Genomic DNA, 21,053 nt, shown 5'->3' on the forward strand with positions numbered 1-21,053 from the left:
TGATTGTTATTATCATTCTCTACACGTCTATACGTTTAGACGTCTATATAGAAAATGACGTAATCCGCTTAAAGAGTCAACGTTTTTCAGCCCGACAGAGGTGATGATTGCTCACGGTAAATGAAAAAATTTCATGATGATCTTCCCGCAAGAGTGCTGTCTCTTATTCACATTGCTATGTCAACGTGGAGCCAGTTTCGTGCGCGATAATACCGTTATTTTCATGCTACCTCGTAGCATGCGCCCGACACGGGACGGCTCAAGCGCCACTCGCCCCGTGACCCCAGGCTTACGGCTAAATTATGCCGCTACGCGGTTCCATCAGTGTTCTTGACCGCTAACCGAGCCGCCAGTGACGCGTTCCAGACGCGGCACTGGCTTTCGCGGCGTCCATGCCGCTCACTCGGCGCTCAAGCCCACTGATGCATAATTTTTACGCCGGATAACCGCAAAACCTTCACTCAGACTGCATAAAAAATGATTAAACCAAAGGGAACATGCCCTCAGCCACAAGAGAAATCGTGAAAATGTACGGTGTGCCCGTCTTCCGTCGTCAGAAAAATAGCGTACTGCGGAGCCTCCAAACTGACTTCAAATCCAGGAGCGAAACGCAGGGCAGACTGATGATTGGTGCCGCGTATCGTACTGAATGACATTCCTCGCCAACTGCCGCTAGCAGGCCGATGCACGTGTCCTGCCGAAATATGCCGCACATTACCGACGCGGTGGCATACCTGATACAGCGCGTCTGCGGCCTCGGGTGCCAACCTAACGCTATCAAGCGCTGGAAGCCCAATCGACACCGGTGGATGGTGCAGGAACAGGAACACATTCTTTCCTTCAGCCGCCTGAAGCTGTTGCTCAAGCCATGCCAATCGCACGGAGCACAACGTTCCGGCCACTTCACCAGCATGTAACGAGTCCAGCAGAATGACGCGATCATCTCCAACCGCCGTCACGCTCTGCACAAATCCGTTTTCATCCACCAGTGTCGGGAACTGAACCAGAAACATCTCCCGATCGTCGTGGTTCCCCATCGTCACACACCAGGGAACCTGTAATTCAGCCAGCGTCGATGCTAGAAAGGCATAGGATGCCGCACTTCCATCATCGGACAGATCGCCAGAGATCACCACCAGATCGGCATCGCGGTGGTATGCGTTGATGTCGGCAATCGCCGCTTTCAGTTGCAGTTCGGGATCGCGACCGTGCAAGTTGCCGCCTTGTGCGGTCAAATGCAGGTCGGAAAGTTGAATCAGTTTCATCGTTACCCTCGGTTTTGCTACCCACGCGCTGTCGCCCATCAATATCGTTACGCCGACTGGCGGCGGATTAATGGAGCGGCCACTTTCGCTCGGCACGCAGGTTCTTGTAGTTGAGACTGGCGTCGATCGAGCAACGCCAACGCCTGTGCCGCCATCGTTGCAGGATCCTGGCGAAACGTTGTCAACGCATAGGCATCCCACCCTGCCGCCGGAATATCATCAAACCCGATAACCATGAGATCCTGCGGAACGGTAAGCCCAAACTGCTTTGCGCGATCGATCACGCCAAATGCCACTAAATCGTTGACGCAGAACACTGCATCCGGTCTGGCGGCTTCCGGGAAAGAAAACAGCGTCTGCCCCACCGCCAGCCCATCGTCATAATCCGTATCACTACCGCGCACAACAGCCACGGGTAGCCCTAATGCGCGCGCCTCCTCACAAAACGCCTGTTCACGTTCCATGATATTGGGCGTTGCCGAAGCCGCTCCGGCCAAAGCCAAACGCGTTCTGCCCGATGAGGCAAACAGCCGCGCCGCCATACGCGCGGCGGTGTCATTATCGATGTGTACGCTGTCACACGCAGGTTCATGCCGCCCAATAACAATCAGCGGCTGACCGTTTAGCTGTGCCAGTTCGACAAACTCTTTTGGCGGTGACCCCGAAAGCACAATCGTCGCTTCTGCCCGGTGACCAAATAGAATTGAACGCGCGGCAACCATCGCTTCTCGTACATGACCGGTATTAATGAGAACAGGAATTGAGCCGCGTTGAATTAACGCCTGCGATAGCTCCGCAACCAAATTGGCACGAAATCCGACTTCGGGATGCGTCACCACCAGCCCAACCAGACGACTGCTGTTCGTCAACAGGCCACGCGCCAAATCGTTAACCTGATATCCCAGCTCCTGTGCCGCCGTCATCACTTTGGCATAGGTCGCAGCAGACACGCTTGCGCCAGGGGTAAAACTGCGGGACACCGCCGAGCGCGATACGCCGGCCCGACGTGCGACATCCTGTGCGCTAACGTAGCCCGGTTTACCCACCGTCATTTCCCTATCCTTGCCATAACGTCAGCCTTCAAAAAACGCTCTACGACCAGCATGAATAAGACAGAAGGAATCAGTAGTACCAGCGCGGTAATAGAGGCAATCTGATAGTTACCGCCCGCTCCTGCGGTATAGAGCAACAGTGGCATCATCTGCACATCCGGTGCTCCCACAAAATAGCTGCCAGTAAATTCATCCAACGATTCAAGGAAGACAAAAATGGCGGACGCCATCAGTCCCGGCATAGCTAGCGGTAAGGTAATATCAATAAAGGCACGCCACGGCCCGGCACCGATCGAACGTGCCGCCTGCTCCATTTCACGCCCCACCGCAGAGAACGCCGCCGAAGCAATCCAGACAGCAAATACCAGCCCGTGTACCGTATGAACCAGCACAACACCCAGCAGCGTGCCATTCAGCCCCCACTGATAAAACAGACGGGCAATGTTGACGTACACCGTCAGGTTCGGAAACGCCTGCGGGATCAGGAATACCAGCAATATCAGGCCACGAGCGGGTAACGGCAGACGTGCCAACGCATATCCAGCCGGAATCGCCAGCGATAGCGAAGCCAGCACCGTGAACACCGCCACCAACACGCTATTCCCCAGCGCTTCCCAGGCTACACCGCGCGGTGAAAATACCCGCTTCCAGAAGGCAAAACCCCAGTCATTGGGCAGCAGGTGAGGATAGAACCATTTTTCCGCTACCGACCACAGCAGGAGGTTCGCCAATGGTCCGAATATCAAGAAGATCAGCGTCCCCAGAATCAGCATCCTCGGGATCCACCACAGTACGTTCTTCATGCCTTCTCCCTCATGTTCAAGCGGAGATAAATCACAGCAAACAGGCCGGTCATCAACAAGGAAATCACCCCCAGCGCATTCGCCACGCCATAGTCACCGTAGGCGTTAATGCGGAAGGCAATATTGGCGGTTAGCATCGTCGGCGACTGAGCATTGATCATCATCGGCACGGACAGTACCGACATCATGGTGACGAAGGAGAGAATGAGCCCGGTGAGCAGCGTTTGCCCAACCTGGGGCACCACAATCTCACACAGAATACGCAGGCGCGATGCGCCTAAGTTACGAGCGGACTCTATCATCGTGCGATCCAACGACGCCATCGCACCCGCAACCAATAGCGCCACAAACGGCGTCTGTTTCCAGACGAAGGCGAACACGATGCCACGCCAGTCCAGCCAATTGCTGGCGCTGGCCATATCGACGATACCGAGCGTATCCAGCGCGCCATTCAGCCAGCCGTTTTTAGCCAGAAACGTGCGTAAAATTTGCCCGGTCACGATAAACGGGATAAACAGCGGCCAGCGATACACCCAACGTAGCAGCGCTACCATGCGCGGGCTTTCCCCCAGCGTCAGGTAGCCACCGATCAGGACGGACAGTAGACCGATCAGTAGCGTAGCAAGGCTCACAATCAGCAAGGTAAACAGGATATCGGGCAGATACAGCGTCAATGCCGTGACAAAATTATCAATGCCCACGCCATTCTGACTGACAAACGCGCCCCCAACCGACAGCCCCAGCGGCGTGATAAAACAGACAGCCACCACCGCCAACGCGGGTAACACCAACGCGATCCCCGCCAGTCGGGAAGATAATTGGGATACTTGCAACATGAATGTCTCCGCGCTCTGGCTTCATCCCGCCAGAGCGCCTGTAATACTAAAGGGTATCTAAGCCAGTGGCACTATTTTGCCATCGCCTGCTCATAGGCGTTCAGGATCGCGGTGTGGTAAGGCGCGATAGGGAACGTCTTGCCTTTGCTCGCCAGCTCATCAGGCGTCACATCGGTGAACAGACGCTGCCATACAGCAGGCTTCAGCTCAGCCTGAACGTACTTGGCATCAATCCCCGGATACCAGTTAAAGCGCTCGACAATCCCTTCAGCCTGTACTTTGGCGCTGGTTGCCAGTTCGACAAACTGTTTAGCCAGCTCGCGGTTCGGTGCCTGCGCGGGGATGACATAGTGCATCGGCTGTCCCGGCATACCCGGTGCAGGAAGCAGCAGTTTGAAATTGTCTGGCAGTTGTCCACTCGCTTTCCAGGAATAGAACATGTCTACCCACACCGGTCCCATGGCGATTTCACCACGGCTCAACATGTCGAGCGTGCCCGCGTTGCCCGGCGTCAGCGTCACGTTCTTGTTAAAGGCTTTCAGGCGTTCAAACGCTGGCTGCCATTTCTTCGCTTCCGCTTCGTCAAACGGTCCGTTCATCAGTTTCTGCGCATCACCGCCGTAAGCGTAAATCCAGCCCATCACAAAACTGACGCCCGATGCTCCACCCTTAATGCCGTTATAACCAAACATCTTCGGGTTCGCGGCCGCCCACTGCTGGATTTCGTCATAGCTTTTAGGCGGATTAGCCACCATGCCGGGGTTATAGGCCAGTGCCGTCTGGCTACTGAACATCGGCATCACATAGCCTTTCACATCTATCCCCATGGCTTTATCCGCGGCGGCCATGCTGACCAACTTGCCGCTGGCGATATCATCGCGATACTTCAGCAAATCGCCCTTTTGCACCATCGGGCCAACAAATTTCTCATGCACGATCGCGACATCGGTATCCCATACTTTGGCCCCGGCAGCCTGCTGTGCATTAAAGCGCTCAAGGATTTTCTGCGACCCTGCATCACCTGGTCCTGTACCGACGGCACGCACTTTCACACCGGGATGCTGCTTCTCGAACAGCGGCCCTAAGTATTCATTCACATAGTCGACCATATTCTGATCGCCCGCCGTCAACACGGTTAACTCCTGTGCCTGCACGGCAGCCAGCGGCGTACTCATCATCAGCGTTGCAGCAAAAATGCGTTTCATATCATTTGTCTCCAATTCAGGGTCAGGCCGTCAGGCCAGGAAGCGGGGAATAAAGTGAAGTGGTATCTGGTGCCGCGGCCGAAGACGTGAGCTCTGCTGCCAGCGGGAAAAGAAACAGCGCCTCGGCGGGGATCTGTACGGCAACCCGCTGCCCAATCGCATAAGGATGAGTGGCATGAACCTGTATCCGCCACGATCCACTGGCAATCGTATGCAGCCAATATCCGCCGGGGTAACTTTGTGACAGCACGGTGCCGTAGCGCATCAACATGCCGGGCTGGACGAGCGGGGCATGCGCAGGATCGTAAAGCTGAGCAGCCTCCGCACGGAAACGTGCTTCTATCGGGCCGGGCTGTAGCGACGTGTTCTTTGGCACCAGTGAGTGGCTTTCTGCATCCCCGGAAATCATCAGCGTATCGCCGTCATAGCGAGCCTCCAGCACGAGCCGATTTTCCGCGCCCATAAACGCCGCGACAAACGAACTGGCCGGATGGTGATATACCTCTTGCGGACTACCCGCCTGCATAATGCGGCCCTGATTCAAAATCACGATGCGATCCGCCATCACCATCGCTTCTTCCCGATCGTGCGTAACGTGGATCGCAGTCAACCCCAGCCGCTGTTGCAGCGCACGGATTTCATCACGCAGCTGTAGGCGAATGCGGGTATCCAGATTGGAAAGCGGTTCGTCCAGCAGCAGAATGTCGGGCCGAACGGCCAGTGCACGGCCCAAGGCGACGCGCTGGCGCTGTCCACCGGACAATTCCGCAGGCTTACGGGCGCTTAGCCCCGTCAACCCCAGCATCGTCTCCAATTCCGCTACGCGACTGACTATCTCCGCTCGTGGTACACGGCGCAAACGCAGCCCGTAAGCAATATGCTGTGCCACCGTCATATGTGGCCACAACGCATAACTCTGAAACACCAGCGCCATTCCACGCTTCTCTGGCGGCGCTTGCGTCATATCCTGCCCGTTAACACGAATCACCCCAGCCTGCGGTGACGAGAAACCAGCAACCGTGCGTAATAACGTCGTCTTACCGCATCCTGACGAACCGAGTAACGCAACGAATTCGCCCTGCGCAATCTCCAGATGGATATCGTTCAATACGGCTGTCGTGCCATATCCGACATGTAGATGGTCGATAACAATGTGCGGGGCTGCCGCAGAGGAAGTGGTTTTTTGCACAGCTGTGCATTCCGCGATAATCAAACAATGCGCCGATTGTGCGGTGAGATCGTGTCAGTGGCGTGTTGTCACCGTGACATTTCAATGACAGGACTACGGGGGAGCATGAAAATAGCCGTATTGTGGCGCGTGAAACCGTCTCTTGGTCTGCATAAAAATACGACTAAGAGACGGTCAACGGTGATGGGCAATGACAGCAGACTTTACAAGAGTTGCGCCAAACGACTGAGGTCAGATTGAAGCGCACCCGCCGTCACATCACGCCCTGCCCCCGGCCCACGGATGACCAACGGGTTATCCCGATACCAACGGCTTTCAATCGCAAACACGTTGTCACCCGGCAGCAACGAAGCCAGTGGATGATCGGGGCGAACCGCCTCAACGCCAACGCGAGCCTTGCCGTTGCTGTCAAAACGCGCGACATGGCGCAGGACCAAGCCCATTTCCTGTGCGGCTTCCAAGCGTTGCAGCATCTGCTCGTTCAGCGAATCGCCGTTTTCAAAGAAGTGATCGACAGACCCCTGTTCACAACCTGGCGGCACCAGCGACTCAACCCGCACCTGACTAGGCTCAATGTCATATCCCGCCTCACGCGCCAGAATTACCAGCTTGCGCATGACGTCCTGACCGGAGAGGTCAACGCGCGGATCTGGTTCGGTCAGCCCCTGCTGGCAAGCCTGATCGACCAGGTCGGTAAACGGTACGGTACCGTCGAACTGCAAAAACAGCCAGGAGAGCGTGCCGGAGAAAATCCCGCTAATCGCCAGAATGCTGTCGCCGCTTTCCCGCAAATCGCGTACGGCAAAGTTGACTGGCAATCCTGCGCCCACCGTCGCGTTATACAACCAGTGACGATCCGTTTTAGCAAAAGCATCACGGATCTGGCGATAGTTATTGCCACCGGATGCACCCGCCAGTTTGTTAGCACTGATGACGTGGAAACCATAGCTGGCGAAATCCAGATACAGATCGGCGACTGATTCACTGGCAGTGACATCCAGAACGACTAAATCATCAAAGGGGTGCGCACGCATCCACAGGAACAGATCTTCGCCATCCCGCTCTTGCGCTTCACTTTCGAAGAAAGCCAACGCGCGGCTAGCATCCAGTCCATCATAGTTCAACAGGCTGCGCGTACTGTCCACCACACCAGCCAGTACAAATTCAAAACCGGTACGTGCAGAAAGGTTGCTCTGCTCACGCGCAAACAGCTCTAGCCAGCGTGAACCAATATTACCCTTGCCGAACAGCACCAGACCGATACGCTTTTCCGCACGGAACAGTGAATGGTGCAAGCCACGAATCAAATGTTCCGTCGGGCCAACACGCAACACGGCCACCAAACTGATGCCATCATCAGCCTGACGGACAAATTCAATCGGCTGATCTTTTAACTGCTGGTAGAAACGGTGGCTGTGTAGCGGATTTTTACCCACGCCTGCACCAACCATCGCAACCATCGCCAGCCCATCACGTTCGCTGAGTTCAACGGGCAACGCGGCCTGCGTCAGCAACTGCAATGCACTCTCCACCACTTCGGAGGTGTAGCACAGTTGCAGCAGATTACGATCCTGATGAACGCCGATCGCCAACGGTTTCAACTGTGCGCGGTTCAGCAGTTGTTCGACTTCTTTTTGCAGCAGCACGAAATCGTGTTCGGAAGGAATCTGAACTTCAATAAGGCACACATCATCGTGGCTGGTGACAATTTTGGCACCCGTGCCCGAGGCCAGCACGCGTTCGATGCGCGTTGACCCTTGCTCAGGCTGATAGCTGCAACGCAGTTGCAGATCGATATCGCTGCCGGAAACGGGTTGTAAAGTTCGCGTATGCAGCACCGGTGCAGCCAGACGAGCCAGTTCGCTGGCTTCATCCAGACGCAGCAGCGGCAGCAGGCAGGCATCTTTTACTTTGCGCGGGTCAGCGCTATAAACCCCGGCAACATCGCTCCAGATGGTCACGCGCTCAACACCTGCCAGCGCACCAATTTGCGTCGCGGAGTAGTCACTCCCGTTGCGCCCCAGCAGCACCGTTTCACCCGCGTCATTACGGCAGATAAAACCGGTCACCACCAAACGCTGCCCTGAGTGTTGCGTCAGATATTGCTGCAACAGCGGCCAGGAACGCCCTTCGTCAACCTGAGGCTGTGCGGCACGTTCCGCACAGAGAAAATCACGCGCATCCAGCCAGGCTGCATTCATATCCCGATGATTCAGCACAGCGGACATCAAACGAGCCGACCAAATTTCACCGTGCCCAACGACTTCGGCGTAGACAGCATCCGTAATCTTGCCATCCAGCAGCGCAGCCAAACGCTCCAGATCGCGAATAAACTGGACTGTCAGCGCTTCTGCATCTTGCGCAGGTAGAAGCCCGGCAATCAGTTCACTGTGGTAGCGACGTAATGCCTGCTGAACCTGATGCGCAGACAGGCGATCGCTCTGACTCAGTTTCAACCAGCTAATCAGCTGGTTTGTGGTACTGCCTGCGGCAGACACCACCATCAAATCACCGGGGTGGCTATACTCCGCCATAATACCGGCTACGCGCAGGTAACACTTCACATCGGCCAGACTGCTACCGCCAAACTTATGCAGCTGTCGGCCTGTTACCGATGGCGCTACTCCTAATGCACTCATTCTTACCTCTTGGCTGCGGCTTGAAACGCACGATCCAGATCGGCAACCAGATCATCGCCGTCTTCAATGCCGGTGGAAATACGCAGTAATGTTTCAGAGATACCCGCCGCGGCACGCGCCTCTGGCGCCATACCCGCATGCGTCATCGTTGCGGCATGAGAGATGAGGCTCTCAACTCCACCCAGCGATTCCGCCAGCGTGAACAATTCCAACGAGGCCAGAAAACGCCGCAGGGTATCTTCATCCCCATCCAGCTCAAAACTTAGCATAGCGCCAAAACCAGATTGTTGACGGCGGGCAATATCATGGCCGGGATTGTTGGGCAGTGAAGGATGGTACAGCGCCTTCACCAGCGGCTGCGTTTGTAAAAATTCAACCACTTGTTGCGCATTACGCTGCGCGGCCGCCATACGTGGCGATAAGGTACGCAGACCACGGAGCAGCAGATAGCTGTCAAACGCGGCACCCGTCACACCGATATTGTTCGCCCACCAGGCCAGTTCAGTAATGGTATCAGCATCTTTGGCAATCACAGCCCCCGCAACCACGTCGGAGTGACCATTCAGGTACTTCGTGCATGAATGCACCACCAGATCGGCCCCCAGCTCCAGCGGCTTCTGCAACGCCGGGCTCAGGAAGGTATTATCCACCACGCTGACTGCGCCAGCTTCCCGCGCAGCCTGACAAATCGCAGCAATATCCACGACGCGCAGTAGAGGATTGCTCGGGCTTTCCACCAGCACTAACTTCGGCTTTTCTGCCAACGCCGCGTTGAGCGCAGTGGTGTCACTTTGATCGACAAATTTAACGCGAAACGCGCCGCGTTTGCTCAGGCTGTCAAACAAACGATAGCTACCACCGTAACAGTCGTGCGGTGCCACCAGCAGATCGCCGGGACGCAGGAACACCGTGCAAACCAGCATAATCGCCGACATCCCGCTGCTCGTCATTACCGCACCCGCACCACCTTCCAGTTCAGCAAGCGCACGCTGCACCACATCACGCGTGGGGTTACCGCGACGTGAATAGTCATGTGCACGTGGCTGGTTGAATCCGGTAAAGTTATACGTGCTGGAAAGGTGAATCGGGGGGACGACGCAGCCATACTGCTCATCATCATTTAACCCACTGCGGACTGCGATCGTTGCCTGTTTACGCGTCATCGGCTCATTTCCTGGCTGGAGGCTGAAAAGATAGGAACTTAAGAGTAAACGCAGTTTTAATAGACGTCAACACATCTAGACATCTAAACTTCTTTGCGTATAGATTGAGCATAAGCATAATAACCGCTAGAATTGTGGCATTTCATGACAGATGCTGTCTTCATTAGATTAATTTTTAAGGTATCCCATGGCTGAGTGGAACGGCGAGTATGTCAGCCCTTACGCTGAACACGGTAAAAAAAGCGAACAAGTCAAGAAGATAACAGTATCTATCCCTCTGAAAGTATTGAAGATACTGACTGACGAACGCACGCGTCGTCAGGTGAATAACCTGCGCCATGCCACCAACAGCGAGCTGCTGTGCGAGGCGTTTCTGCACGCGTTCACGGGCCAACCGTTACCGAATGACGAAGACCTGCGTAAAGAACGCAGTGATGAAATTCCTGAAGCAGCGAAAATCATCATGCGTGAAATGGGCATCGACCCAGATACGTGGGAATACTGATCGCGCTTGCGCTGTCTATTTTCTAGCTAACCCCCGCCTTTCCCGGCGGGGTTTTGCTATGCAGAGAATCCCCATCCGTCCCATCGCGCCTCACTGACACATATCAACCGCCCTCTTTTCTTCCGCTCGTTTCCTTTTCCGCTCACGTTCAGAATCAGGATTGCATTTAATTTGTTATGTTATAACATATCAATTATGATTTATAACGCTGATATGCCCGCATCATGACAGAGCCTCTATCCAACAGGCCTTTATTGCTACAGCTTCACCATGTTTCTGTTGCCGACGCCAATCGAGCACCGCGACTCAGTGATATTTCGCTTTCCATGCACGCTGGTGAACGCCTGGCACTCATCGGGCCCAACGGCAGCGGCAAATCCACACTGTTACGCGTGCTGACCAGTGAACTCAGCGCAACGACAGGGTATGTCTGTTTGAATGGACAACCTCTGAGCGCACTCAGTCGCCATGAGCGAGCAAAGCGTATCGCGATTCTGGCACAAAGCGATGCGCCAGACCTGCGCCTGCGGGTCGCGGAATATGTCGCCTTAGGGCGGATTCCGCACCACGGATGCAGTACACCTGCACACGATCGCCAACTCATCGAGGAAGCGTTGGACGATACCGGATTACTACCGCTGCGCCACCGACTGCTGGGTACGCTCTCTGGCGGGGAACGTCAGCGTGCCGCGCTGGCGCGAGCTTTTGCACAAACGCCGCAGCTCCTGCTGCTGGATGAACCGACCAACCATCTCGATCCGTTAGCACGCGCGCAGTTGCTGTCTCTCGTGCGAAAACGCGGCATTTCAACGCTGGCGGTGTTGCACGATCTGCCACTGATTACCCCCTTTGCCGATCGCGTTGCCGTTTTGCAGCAGGGAACACTACTCCGCTGGGGAACGCCTGCACACGCGCTGAGCGCTGACTGTGTGAAATCAGTATTTGGGATGGAGAGCTTTACGGTACCGCATCCGCTAAATGGGCTACCCATTCGCATCTTTGAAGCCCCTGAACTGCACTAAGGAACCCTGATGAAAATAACGCTTCTGTCTGGACTGCTGGCATTAACGTCGTACGGGGCGCTCGCCTCGAATTTTCCGGTCACGGTCGACAGCTGTGGGCAACCGCTCACTTTTACCCAGCCGCCGCAGCGCGCCGTTATTCATGACCTGAATATGACAGAGATGGCGTTTGCACTTGGGTTGCAAAAAGATATCGTCGGGCTGACCGGAATCACCGGCTGGTATAAGGCACCGCCAGACTTTATCCAGCAGCAGGGCACGATCCCTGAACTGGCAGCAAAATATCCAACGCTGGAAAATCTGCTAGCCGTCCACCCGGATTTCTTCTTTGCAGGGTGGAACTACGGCATGAAAGTAGGCGGAGAAGTCACGCCACAGTCGTTGAAAAAATACGGTATTCAGACGCTGGTGCTCAGCGAAAGCTGTGTGTTCACCGAACCGCAGCAACAGCGTCCGCGAGCCAGTATGGATCTGCTCTACGGCGACATGCTGAAGCTGGGGAAAATCTTCGGTAAGCAGGAACAGGCTCAGGAACAGATTGATGGCTGGAAACAGCACCTTGCGGAATTGCAAATCCGTATTGGCAATCGGCCAAAGCAGAGGGTTTTTCTGTATGACTCGGGCGACGATAAGCCTTTTACCAGCGGGAAATTTGCCATGCCGACTGCCATCATTGAGGCTGCGGGCGGCAAGAACGTGATGGACGATATGGAAACAAGCTGGGCCTCCACATCGTGGGAAAGCGTGGCGGCACGTGAGCCCGACTTTATCATTTTGCTAGATTATCAGACGGGCAATGGCGCAGATGCCTTAAGGCGCTTTTTGGAATCACACCCGCTGATGAAATTTACCCCTGCCGTACAGCAGCAGCGCTACCTGAAACTGCAATATGCGGAGCTAACGCCAGGGCCAGCCAATATAAAAGCCATCGATAAACTGGCGCACACCCTTTACCCGGATGCCTTCAAGTGAGCCCAACGCCTTCACGTTATGCCGCGACTCTCATTATCGCGCTGCTAATACTGGCTGGGCTGATGCTGTTAAATATTGCGACAGGCAGCACGACAATCCCTCTTACTCAGGTCGCCAGCGTATTAGGGTTATCGTCAGCAGACGTTTCGCCGATGACCTCACGCATCATTCTGGATCTGCGCATTCCCCGCAGCCTGCTGGCAGCATTATGCGGAGCGGGTTTAGCGATGGTCGGCGCTTTTCTGCAAACGGCGACTCGTAACGATCTGGCAGACCCTTTTCTGTTCGGCCTGTCTGCTGGAGCCTCGGCAGGTGCCGTCGCCGTCATCACTCGTTTTGGTGAACAGCTCGGTGACTGGGCGCTACCGATGGCGGCCTTCTGTGGCGGACTTTTATCGGCCGTCGCCGTGGCCGCACTGTTTCTACTGCAACAGGCGCGTGGTGCGGAGCGCCTAATCATCTGCGGATTAGCGATCTCTTTTCTCTTCGGCGCATTGACGAATTATCTGGTATTTTCCGGCGATCAACGCGCTGCCAGCTCGATTCTTTTCTGGTCACTGGGCGGGCTGGGCCTTGCCCGTTGGGATACCTTACCCTTCGCGCTGTTCAGCGTTCTGCTGTTATTTGGCCTCACAGTCCTCCGCTGGCGCGCGCTCGACGCGCTGTTGGCTGGCGGGCAAACTGCGGCTTCAATGGGGGTTAATCTGTCTCGCGTACGGGTGGAAATTTTCATCTGCTGCGCGTTCGCCACCTCGCTGTTGGTCGCGTTGACCGGCGTGATCGGTTTTATCGGCCTGATGATTCCCCATTTGGCTCGCCCATTGAGCGGCGTGTTGCACAAGAGGCTTCTGCCGCTGGCAGCGGTGCTCGGTGCGATACTGCTATGCGGTGGTGATTGGCTCAGCCAGCAGCTATTGGCTCCGCAGGAATTACCTATCGGGATTATTACGGCAGGATTAGGCGGCATCTTCGTTCTGGGACTACTAGTAAAACGTCAGCAGGGATACTGATACGCCAGAAACAACAAAGGCACCTGTCGGTGCCTTTGTCGAAAGTTACTGTGCCAAAAATGGCGATGCCAGTTGGCCAGTAAAACTTATTTTTTAGCGCCTGGAACGGAGAAACGCTTGTTGAAGCGGTCAACACGGCCACCGGTTGCAACATCACGTTGTTTGCCAGTGTAGAACGGGTGGCATTCGCCACAAACGTCCAGGTTCAGGTCACGACCCACGGTAGAATGGGTTTTGATCACGTTACCGCAAGAGCAAGTTACAGTAACTGCAGAATAATTCGGGTGAATACCTTTTTTCATGGGGAAACCTCTGTTAAGGCCGTGTCGCTATCCAGCCTTGTTCCGCCAGACACCACACGAAAGTTGAGTAAGTAAGTTCATTATGCAAACGGCACAATGGCGGCGGATCATACAGAATCTGCTACCCCGATGCAATCGCATCCACACATTATCCCTCGCAGCATGTACACTAGCGCCTTGCGTTATTTTCTACCTGCGTCGCGCATGATACCGACCGCTCGGTTATGTCTTTGATCGCTTCGCAAATCACGTCGACTACCACGGAGAAGTTATGTCTGTCGCTCAGGTCGCTTTGCCCGTGCCACTGGCACGTACATTCGATTATTTGCTACCCGCAGGAGGAGTGACTCCGCAGGTCGGCACACGCGTCAGCGTCTCTTTTGGTAACCGTAAAGCCATCGGTATTATTACCGCGCTGAGCGATACCAGCGAACTCCCGCTTGAGCAATTAAAACCCGTGCATGACGTGCTGGACGAACAGCCGCTGTTTCCACCCAGCCTGTGGCGTATTTTACTGTGGGCAGTCGAGTACTATCACTACCCGATTGGCGAAGTACTGTTCCATGCGCTGCCGATATTACTGCGGCAAGGGAAACCCGCGCACCGCGCACCGCTCTGGCAATGGTTTGCCACCGAACAAGGCCGGGCGACACCGCTCAGCACGCTCAAACGCGCCGCTAAACAGCAGCAAGCGCTGGCAGCCTTACTTCAGTCGCCACTTTATCGCCATCAGGTAAGTGAAATCGGGCTGACGGAGACGGCGTTACAGGCGCTGCGTAGCAAAGGGCTATGCGAGTTAAAAGCCGCGGAGCAAACGCCTCATGACTGGCGTCAAAGCTTTAGCCTGGCAACCGACCGCTTGCGTCTGAATACTGAACAGGCCACCGCCGTTGGCGCTATCCGCAGCGAAGATAACCATTTTTCCGCCTGGCTGCTCGCGGGTATCACTGGATCTGGCAAAACCGAAGTCTATCTCAGCGTGCTGGAAAACGTGCTGGCACAGGGCAAACAGGCGCTGGTATTAGTGCCGGAAATTGGCCTGACGCCGCAAACCATCGCCCGTTTCCGCGAACGTTTTAACGCCCCAGTGGATGTACTGCACTCGGCACTCAACGACAGCGAACGCCTCGCCGTCTGGCTGCGCGCCCGCAGCGGCGAAGCGGCGATCGTTATCGGAACACGATCGGCGCTATTTACTCCTTTTGCACGTTTAGGGCTGATTGTGATCGATGAAGAACACGACAGCTCCTACAAACAGCAGGAAGGCTGGCGCTATCACGCCCGTGATTTGGCCGTCTTCCGTGCCAGAGAGGAAGATATTCCGATCGTCATGGGAACGGCGACACCCGCGTTGGAAACGCTGTATAACGTCCAGATCGGCAAGTATCGACGATTGAATTTGACCAAAAGAGCAGGCAATGCCGCCTTGGCCAAACAGCATGTTCTCGATCTGAAAGGCTTGCCGCTGACAGCAGGATTATCTCAGCCGCTGATTACCCGTATCCGTCACCATCTGACGAACGATAATCAGGTTATTTTATTCCTTAATCGGCGCGGATTCGCCCCCGTGGTGATGTGCCATGAGTGCGGCTGGATTGCCGAGTGTCAGCGTTGCGATCACTATTATACCTACCACCAGCATCAGAAGATGTTGCGCTGCCACCACTGCGATAGCCAGCGCCCGGTCCCACAACAGTGCCCCGGCTGCGGCTCGACCAATATGGTGCCTGTCGGTCTGGGCACCGAGCAGTTGGAGCAAAGTCTTGTCCCGATCTTTCCAGATGTCCCGATCACTCGCATCGACCGTGACACCACCAGCCGTAAAGGCGCACTTGAGCAGCAACTCTCTCAGGTCAGGCAGGGAGGCGCACGTCTTCTTATCGGCACACAGATGTTGGCGAAAGGCCACCATTTCCCTGACGTAACATTGGTTGCCTTACTGGACGTTGACGGTTCGCTGTTCTCCGCCGATTTTCGCGCAGCCGAACGTTTTGCCCAGCTCTACACTCAGGTAGCAGGTCGCGCGGGGCGTGCAGGCAAGGCTGGCGAGGTGGCGCTGCAAACTCATCACCCGGAACACCCGCTATTACAAACACTGCTGCAACAGGGCTACGATGCCTTTGCCAGTCAGGCGCTTACCGAACGAAAAAGCGTTTTTCTACCGCCGTTTACCAGCCACATCATCTTCCGTGCTGACGATCACGATAATCAGCAGGCCGCTTTATTCCTCCAGCAATTGCGTAATTTACTGGAGGCGAGTCCGCTGCGGGATGAATCACTCTGGCTGCTGGGTCCAGTGCCTGCTTTACAGCCCAAACGCGCGGGGCGCTTCCGCTGGCAACTCTTGCTACAACATCCCTCCAGAGCGTTGTTGCAGAAGCTGGTCAGAACGTCGTTGGCGCTGATCGGTACCCTGCCGCAGGCACGTAAAGTGAAATGGGTGTTAGATGTTGACCCCACAGACGGTTAGCGCTTCCTGTTAGGTCATTTCGGTTTTTTGCCACGCATTTTTTGCGAGCAGCGTCGCTAACACGATATTCATCACACTTTCTGTGCAAATTAAGCAACAAAACCTGCGTTCAATCTGTTATCACTGTTTACGCAGGCAGTATGCTGGGACAGATCGTTTACTGACATGTTTACTGACATATAGTGCCACTCGGTTGGCATACTACGCCGAAAAGTGTATCCGTAATCATAGAGAGTCAGCAGACAGGAGCGTTCTGCTGACAGTCAGCGCCAGTTAACGCTGACGCAAGGAGAAAAGCGTTGAAGCAGAAGAAAGGCGTCACCACGGCGACGATGAAAGACGTGGCGGATGAGGCAGGCGTTTCCACCGCCACCGTATCTCGAACGTTAATGAACCCGGAGAAAGTCTCTGCGACCACCCGTAGGAGGGTCGAGCAGGCTGTCATCGCCGTTGGCTATTCGCCTCACGCACTCAACAGAAACCTCAAGCGTAACGAATCACGCACGATCCTGACGATCGTGCCAGATATCTGCGATCCTTATTTCTCCGAAATATTTCGTGGGATCGAGGAAACGGCAGCCGAACACGGCTATCTGGTGTTGATTGGCGACTGCGCTCACCAGCATCAGAAAGAAAAAACCTTCGTCGACCTGATTATTACCAAACAGATCGACGGCATGGTGCTGCTTGGCTCTAATCTGCCGTTTGACGCAGGTCAGGAAGAGCAGCGTAATCTGCCACCGATGGTGATGGCGAATGAGTTTTCACCGGATCTGGCGCTGCCAACCGTGCATATCGATAACCTGACCGCCGCCTTTGAAGCCGTACACTATTTGCATCAGGCCGGTCATCAGCGCATCGCCTGCATTGCGGGCCCAGAGCACATGCATCTGAGCCAATATCGCCTGCAAGGGTATATTCAAGCCCTGCGCCGCAACGGGATTCTTATCGATACCCAGTATATCTTTCGGGGCGATTTCACCTACGAAACGGGAATCAATGGTCTGATTGCGCTGATGCAACACCCACAGCCACCCAGCGCTATCTTCTGCCATAGCGATCTCATGGCGTTGGGCGTGCTGGCGCAGGCCCGAAAGATGGGACTGGATATCCCGCGCGATCTCTCCATCATCGGTTTCGACGATATCGAACAAGCGCAGTACTGCTGGCCTCCTCTGACTTCTGTCGCCCAACCACGTTATCAGATCGGACGTGAGGCAATGCTGCTACTCTTAGAGCAGTTGCAAGGTAACACGGTACAAAGCGGTTCCCGTCTGTTGTCCAGTGAGCTGGTCATACGCGATAGCGTCGCCGCTCCGAATTACGCCCGTAACAGGCTTTAAGACTTCAGGTGCTGGTCAAATATTTGAGGGTTCAGTAACATGACCCCCTAATTATGTTATCCCCTAAATAATTCGAGTTTCAGGAAGGCGGCAAGGGAAGGAATCCCGATGAGCTTACTCAGGTAAGTGATTCGGGTGAGTGAACGTAGCCAACGCACATGCAACTTGAAGTATGACGGGTACATTTACCTATCAATTCACAGCGAAACGACAGTGGCACAAAGAGACTACGTGAGCCGGGGACGTTCATCAGGAACGCGTCGGAAAACGACAAATAGCCGAAAAAAAGGCAACGCTTCAGGCGCGTCCAAAACAATGGTCGCGCTTGCTGTTGCCGTTTTGGTCACCTTCGCGGGCGGTCTGTACTTTATCGCCCATAATAAACCCGATGACTCACCCGTCCTGCCACATCAGAACACGGGCAAAGGTAACGGGCTGCCACCCAAGCCGGAAGAACGCTGGCGCTACATCAAAGAGCTGGAAAACCGTCAGTTGGGTGTCACGACGCCAACAGAGCCTTCGGCTGGTGGAGAGATCCGCTCGCCGGTACAGTTGACGGATGAACAGCGCCAGCTGTTGGAACAGATGCAGTCTGATATGCGTCGTCAGCCAACACAGCTTTCCGAAGTGCCGTATAACGACCAGACACAGGTTCCGCGCTCGCAGGTAACAATTAAGCCACCGACGCAAACAATGCAACAGCCGCCTGTTGTGACGACCCAGCCTGCAACACGTGCACCAGCGGTCACGCAAACGACGCCTGTGGTTCCAAAACAAGATATTCCAAAACAAGAAGCACCGAAGCAACAGCCGGTCAAACAGCCTGAAGCACCAAAAGTCGAAAAAACACAACGCTGGGCGATTCAGTGTGGCTCCTTCAAAACCATGGATCCAGCCGAATCCGTGAGAGCACAGTTGGCGTTTGCGGGTATCGAAAGCCGCATCACCTCTAACGGTGGCTGGAACCGTATTATGCTGGGGCCTTACAACAACCGGGCTGCGGCGGACAGTATGCTTCAACGTCTTAAAGGCGCAGGTGCATCAAACTGTATTCCTCTTGCCAGCGGGGGTTGAAAAAACCCACGCCTTCCCCCATCTATAACATCAATGCGCCCCGAGTAATGTGGGCAATGCCGATCGGTTAAGGGTCGAGAGACCGGACTAGCACGGTGCGAGGTATCATCAGCATTACCTCACACCGTATTTTTCTGGCATCAAACCTAAACGAGCAACATTGCGCGTGATGCGGGGGTCTTTTTCTTCAAACGGGGACTGACTCGTGACAACAATTGTAAGCGTACGCCGCAACGGCCAGGTGGTCATTGGCGGTGATGGACAAGCCACTCTGGGCAACACCGTGATGAAAGGCAACGTGCGTAAAGTACGTCGTCTCTACCATGACCGCGTCATCGCTGGTTTCGCAGGCGGTACAGCGGATGCCTTCACCCTTTTTGAGCTTTTCGAGCGCAAGCTGGAATTACACCAGGGCCATCTGGTGAAAGCGGCCGTCGAGCTGGCTAAAGATTGGCGTACTGACCGTATGCTACGCAAACTGGAAGCCTTGCTGGCCGTCGCAGACGAAAATGCCTCACTGATCATTACTGGTAATGGCGATGTCGTGCAGCCTGAGAACGATCTGATCGCCATTGGTTCCGGCGGTCCTTATGCGCAGGCCGCAGCGCGTGCTTTACTGGAAAATACCGAGCTGGGTGCCCGCGATATCGTCGAGAAATCTCTGGGGATTGCTGGCGACATCTGTATCTACACCAACCAGTTCCACACGATAGAAGAATTAGCCTCCAAGGCGTAAGGATCAACTATGTCTGAAATGACCCCGCGCGAGATAGTCAGTGAACTCGACAGCTATATCATCGGCCAGCATAAAGCGAAACGCGCCGTTTCCATCGCGCTGCGTAACCGCTGGCGCCGTATGCAGTTGGACGAAGCACTCCGTCATGAAGTGACGCCTAAAAATATTCTTATGATCGGCCCGACCGGCGTAGGTAAAACCGAAATCGCTCGTCGCCTCGCGAAGCTCGCCAATGCGCCGTTCATCAAAGTGGAAGCGACCAAATTTACTGAAGTCGGCTACGTGGGTAAGGAAGTGGATTCCATCATCCGCGATCTGACGGATTCCGCGATCAAAATGGTGCGCCACCAGTCCATCGAAAAAAATCGCTTCCGTGCGGAAGAGATGGCGGAAGACCGCATTCTGGACGTGCTGATTCCTCCGGCAAAAAACAACTGGGGACAAGCAGAAGGCACTCAGGAGCCTTCCGCAACTCGTCAAGCATTCCGCAAGAAACTGCGTGAAGGTCAGTTGGACGACAAAGAGATCGAAATCGATCTGGCTGCCGCCCCCGTCGGCGTAGAGATCATGGCTCCGCCGGGCATGGAAGAGATGACCAATCAGCTACAGTCCATGTTCCAGAATCTGGCAGGACAGAAGCAGAAAGCCCGTAAGGTCAAAATCAAAGACGCCTTCAAGCTGCTGATAGAGGAAGAAGCGGCCAAGCTGGTGAACCCGGAAGAGCTGAAACAGCAGGCAATTGAAGCCGTTGAGCAGCACGGTATCGTGTTCATCGACGAAATCGACAAAATTTGTAAGCGTGGCGAAAGCTCAGGCCCGGATGTTTCCCGTGAAGGCGTTCAGCGCGACCTGCTGCCGCTGGTTGAAGGCTGCACCGTATCGACCAAGCACGGTATGGTCAAAACTGACCACATCCTGTTTATCGCGTCCGGCGCATTCCAGGTTGCCAGCCCGTCCGACCTGATTCCAGAGTTGCAGGGACGTCTGCCGATTCGTGTGGAATTGCAGGCGCTGACGACGGAAGATTTCGAGCGCATTCTGACAGAACCGAGCGCCTCGCTAACCGAACAGTATAAAGCGTTGATGGCAACAGAAGGCGTGGAGATTTCATTCACCGCCGATGGCATTCGTCGCATTGCCGAAGCGGCCTGGCAGGTAAACGAAAGCACCGAGAATATCGGCGCGCGCCGTTTACACACCGTTATGGAGCGTCTGATCGAAGATGTTTCTTACGACGCCAGCGAAATGAACGGCCAAAGCGTTACCATTGACGCAGATTACGTACGTAATCATCTGGATGAATTAGTAGCAGATGAAGATCTGAGTCGATTTATCTTATAATCCGTTTTCGCGGATCGCACTATTAACGATAAAGTGGGAGGCGTTGGCCTCCCACTTTTGTTTCTGACGCCACCATCACTGACTTTTTTTATTTATAAACGGATGATTCACGCAATTGAATCGTCA

At 54.8% G+C, this 21,053-nt stretch carries 18 protein-coding genes; 9 read left to right on the plus strand and 9 right to left on the minus strand.

All coding sequences use genetic code 11. The features are described 5' to 3' along the window. Window positions 1–503 precede the first annotated feature (503 nt). The 8 genes from CLR69_RS17400 to metB all read right to left on the minus strand — a co-directional run bounded on the left by CLR69_RS17400 (window position 504) and on the right by metB (window position 10,152). Window positions 504–1,361, minus strand: a complete 858-nt coding sequence (locus CLR69_RS17400) for a phosphodiesterase (protein WP_242451653.1) — start codon at window positions 1,359–1,361, stop codon at window positions 504–506. Then, window positions 1,313–2,317 (minus strand): LacI family DNA-binding transcriptional regulator, encoded by a 1,005-nt coding sequence (locus tag CLR69_RS17405; RefSeq protein WP_129713022.1) that lies wholly within the window; start codon window positions 2,315–2,317, stop codon window positions 1,313–1,315. The genes CLR69_RS17400 and CLR69_RS17405 overlap by 49 nt, the downstream gene beginning before the upstream one ends. Next, window positions 2,314–3,120 carry an ABC transporter permease gene (locus tag CLR69_RS17410; RefSeq protein WP_129707239.1) on the minus strand — a complete coding sequence of 269 codons (807 nt, stop codon included), beginning with the start codon at window positions 3,118–3,120 and terminating at the stop codon, window positions 2,314–2,316. Before CLR69_RS17410 ends, CLR69_RS17405 begins: the two co-directional genes overlap by 4 nt. Then, complete coding sequence (locus CLR69_RS17415) at window positions 3,117–3,956, minus strand: ABC transporter permease (protein ID WP_129713021.1); 840 nt, start codon at window positions 3,954–3,956, stop codon at window positions 3,117–3,119. The genes CLR69_RS17410 and CLR69_RS17415 overlap by 4 nt, the downstream gene beginning before the upstream one ends. 71 nt (window positions 3,957–4,027) lie before the next feature. Continuing rightward, complete coding sequence (locus CLR69_RS17420; RefSeq protein WP_129713020.1) at window positions 4,028–5,161, minus strand: extracellular solute-binding protein; 1,134 nt, start codon at window positions 5,159–5,161, stop codon at window positions 4,028–4,030. A gap of 22 nt (window positions 5,162–5,183) precedes the next feature. Next, window positions 5,184–6,350 (minus strand): ABC transporter ATP-binding protein, encoded by a 1,167-nt coding sequence (locus CLR69_RS17425; RefSeq protein ID WP_129713019.1) that lies wholly within the window; start codon window positions 6,348–6,350, stop codon window positions 5,184–5,186. Between the two features lie 203 nt (window positions 6,351–6,553). Next, a complete protein-coding gene (locus tag CLR69_RS17430; protein WP_129713018.1) occupies window positions 6,554–8,989 on the minus strand; it encodes a bifunctional aspartate kinase/homoserine dehydrogenase II in 2,436 nt (811 codons plus the stop codon). A gap of 2 nt (window positions 8,990–8,991) precedes the next feature. Beyond that, window positions 8,992–10,152 carry a cystathionine gamma-synthase gene (gene metB / locus CLR69_RS17435; protein WP_129707249.1) on the minus strand — a complete coding sequence of 387 codons (1,161 nt, stop codon included), beginning with the start codon at window positions 10,150–10,152 and terminating at the stop codon, window positions 8,992–8,994. Between the two features lie 187 nt (window positions 10,153–10,339). Between metB and metJ the strand changes: the two genes are divergently transcribed. The 4 genes from metJ to CLR69_RS17455 all read left to right on the plus strand — a co-directional run bounded on the left by metJ (window position 10,340) and on the right by CLR69_RS17455 (window position 13,661). Then, on the plus strand, window positions 10,340–10,657 hold the full coding sequence (gene metJ, locus CLR69_RS17440; RefSeq protein ID WP_005973355.1) for a met regulon transcriptional regulator MetJ: 318 nt from the start codon (window positions 10,340–10,342) through the stop codon (window positions 10,655–10,657). 224 nt (window positions 10,658–10,881) lie between these two features. Then, a complete protein-coding gene (locus tag CLR69_RS17445; RefSeq protein WP_129713017.1) occupies window positions 10,882–11,679 on the plus strand; it encodes an ABC transporter ATP-binding protein in 798 nt (265 codons plus the stop codon). 9 nt (window positions 11,680–11,688) lie between these two features. Next, window positions 11,689–12,651 (plus strand): ABC transporter substrate-binding protein, encoded by a 963-nt coding sequence (locus CLR69_RS17450; protein WP_129713016.1) that lies wholly within the window; start codon window positions 11,689–11,691, stop codon window positions 12,649–12,651. Further along, window positions 12,648–13,661 (plus strand): FecCD family ABC transporter permease, encoded by a 1,014-nt coding sequence (locus CLR69_RS17455; protein WP_129713015.1) that lies wholly within the window; start codon window positions 12,648–12,650, stop codon window positions 13,659–13,661. The genes CLR69_RS17450 and CLR69_RS17455 overlap by 4 nt, the downstream gene beginning before the upstream one ends. Window positions 13,662–13,747: 86 nt before the next feature. Here CLR69_RS17455 and rpmE read toward each other — a convergent pair whose 3' ends face one another. After that, window positions 13,748–13,963, minus strand: coding sequence for a 50S ribosomal protein L31 (gene rpmE / locus CLR69_RS17460; RefSeq protein ID WP_010281510.1), 216 nt, complete (start codon window positions 13,961–13,963; stop codon window positions 13,748–13,750). A gap of 271 nt (window positions 13,964–14,234) precedes the next feature. On the opposite strand from rpmE, the gene priA reads away from it, so the two are divergent. The 5 genes from priA to hslU all read left to right on the plus strand — a co-directional run bounded on the left by priA (window position 14,235) and on the right by hslU (window position 20,927). After that, window positions 14,235–16,433: a primosomal protein N' gene (gene priA / locus CLR69_RS17465; RefSeq protein ID WP_129713014.1), complete on the plus strand. Its 2,199-nt coding sequence runs from the start codon at window positions 14,235–14,237 to the stop codon at window positions 16,431–16,433. Between the two features lie 299 nt (window positions 16,434–16,732). Continuing rightward, complete coding sequence (gene cytR / locus CLR69_RS17470; RefSeq protein ID WP_129707259.1) at window positions 16,733–17,776, plus strand: DNA-binding transcriptional regulator CytR; 1,044 nt, start codon at window positions 16,733–16,735, stop codon at window positions 17,774–17,776. Between the two features lie 213 nt (window positions 17,777–17,989). Then, complete coding sequence (gene ftsN, locus CLR69_RS17475; protein WP_129707261.1) at window positions 17,990–18,850, plus strand: cell division protein FtsN; 861 nt, start codon at window positions 17,990–17,992, stop codon at window positions 18,848–18,850. A 205-nt stretch (window positions 18,851–19,055) separates the two neighbouring features. After that, window positions 19,056–19,586 carry an ATP-dependent protease subunit HslV gene (hslV, locus tag CLR69_RS17480; protein ID WP_005973334.1) on the plus strand — a complete coding sequence of 177 codons (531 nt, stop codon included), beginning with the start codon at window positions 19,056–19,058 and terminating at the stop codon, window positions 19,584–19,586. 9 nt (window positions 19,587–19,595) lie between these two features. Next, window positions 19,596–20,927, plus strand: a complete 1,332-nt coding sequence (gene hslU, locus CLR69_RS17485; protein WP_129707263.1) for an HslU--HslV peptidase ATPase subunit — start codon at window positions 19,596–19,598, stop codon at window positions 20,925–20,927. Window positions 20,928–21,053: the final 126 nt, after the last annotated feature.

This window comes from Pectobacterium zantedeschiae (assembly GCF_004137795.1).
Classification (GTDB): domain Bacteria; phylum Pseudomonadota; class Gammaproteobacteria; order Enterobacterales; family Enterobacteriaceae; genus Pectobacterium; species Pectobacterium zantedeschiae.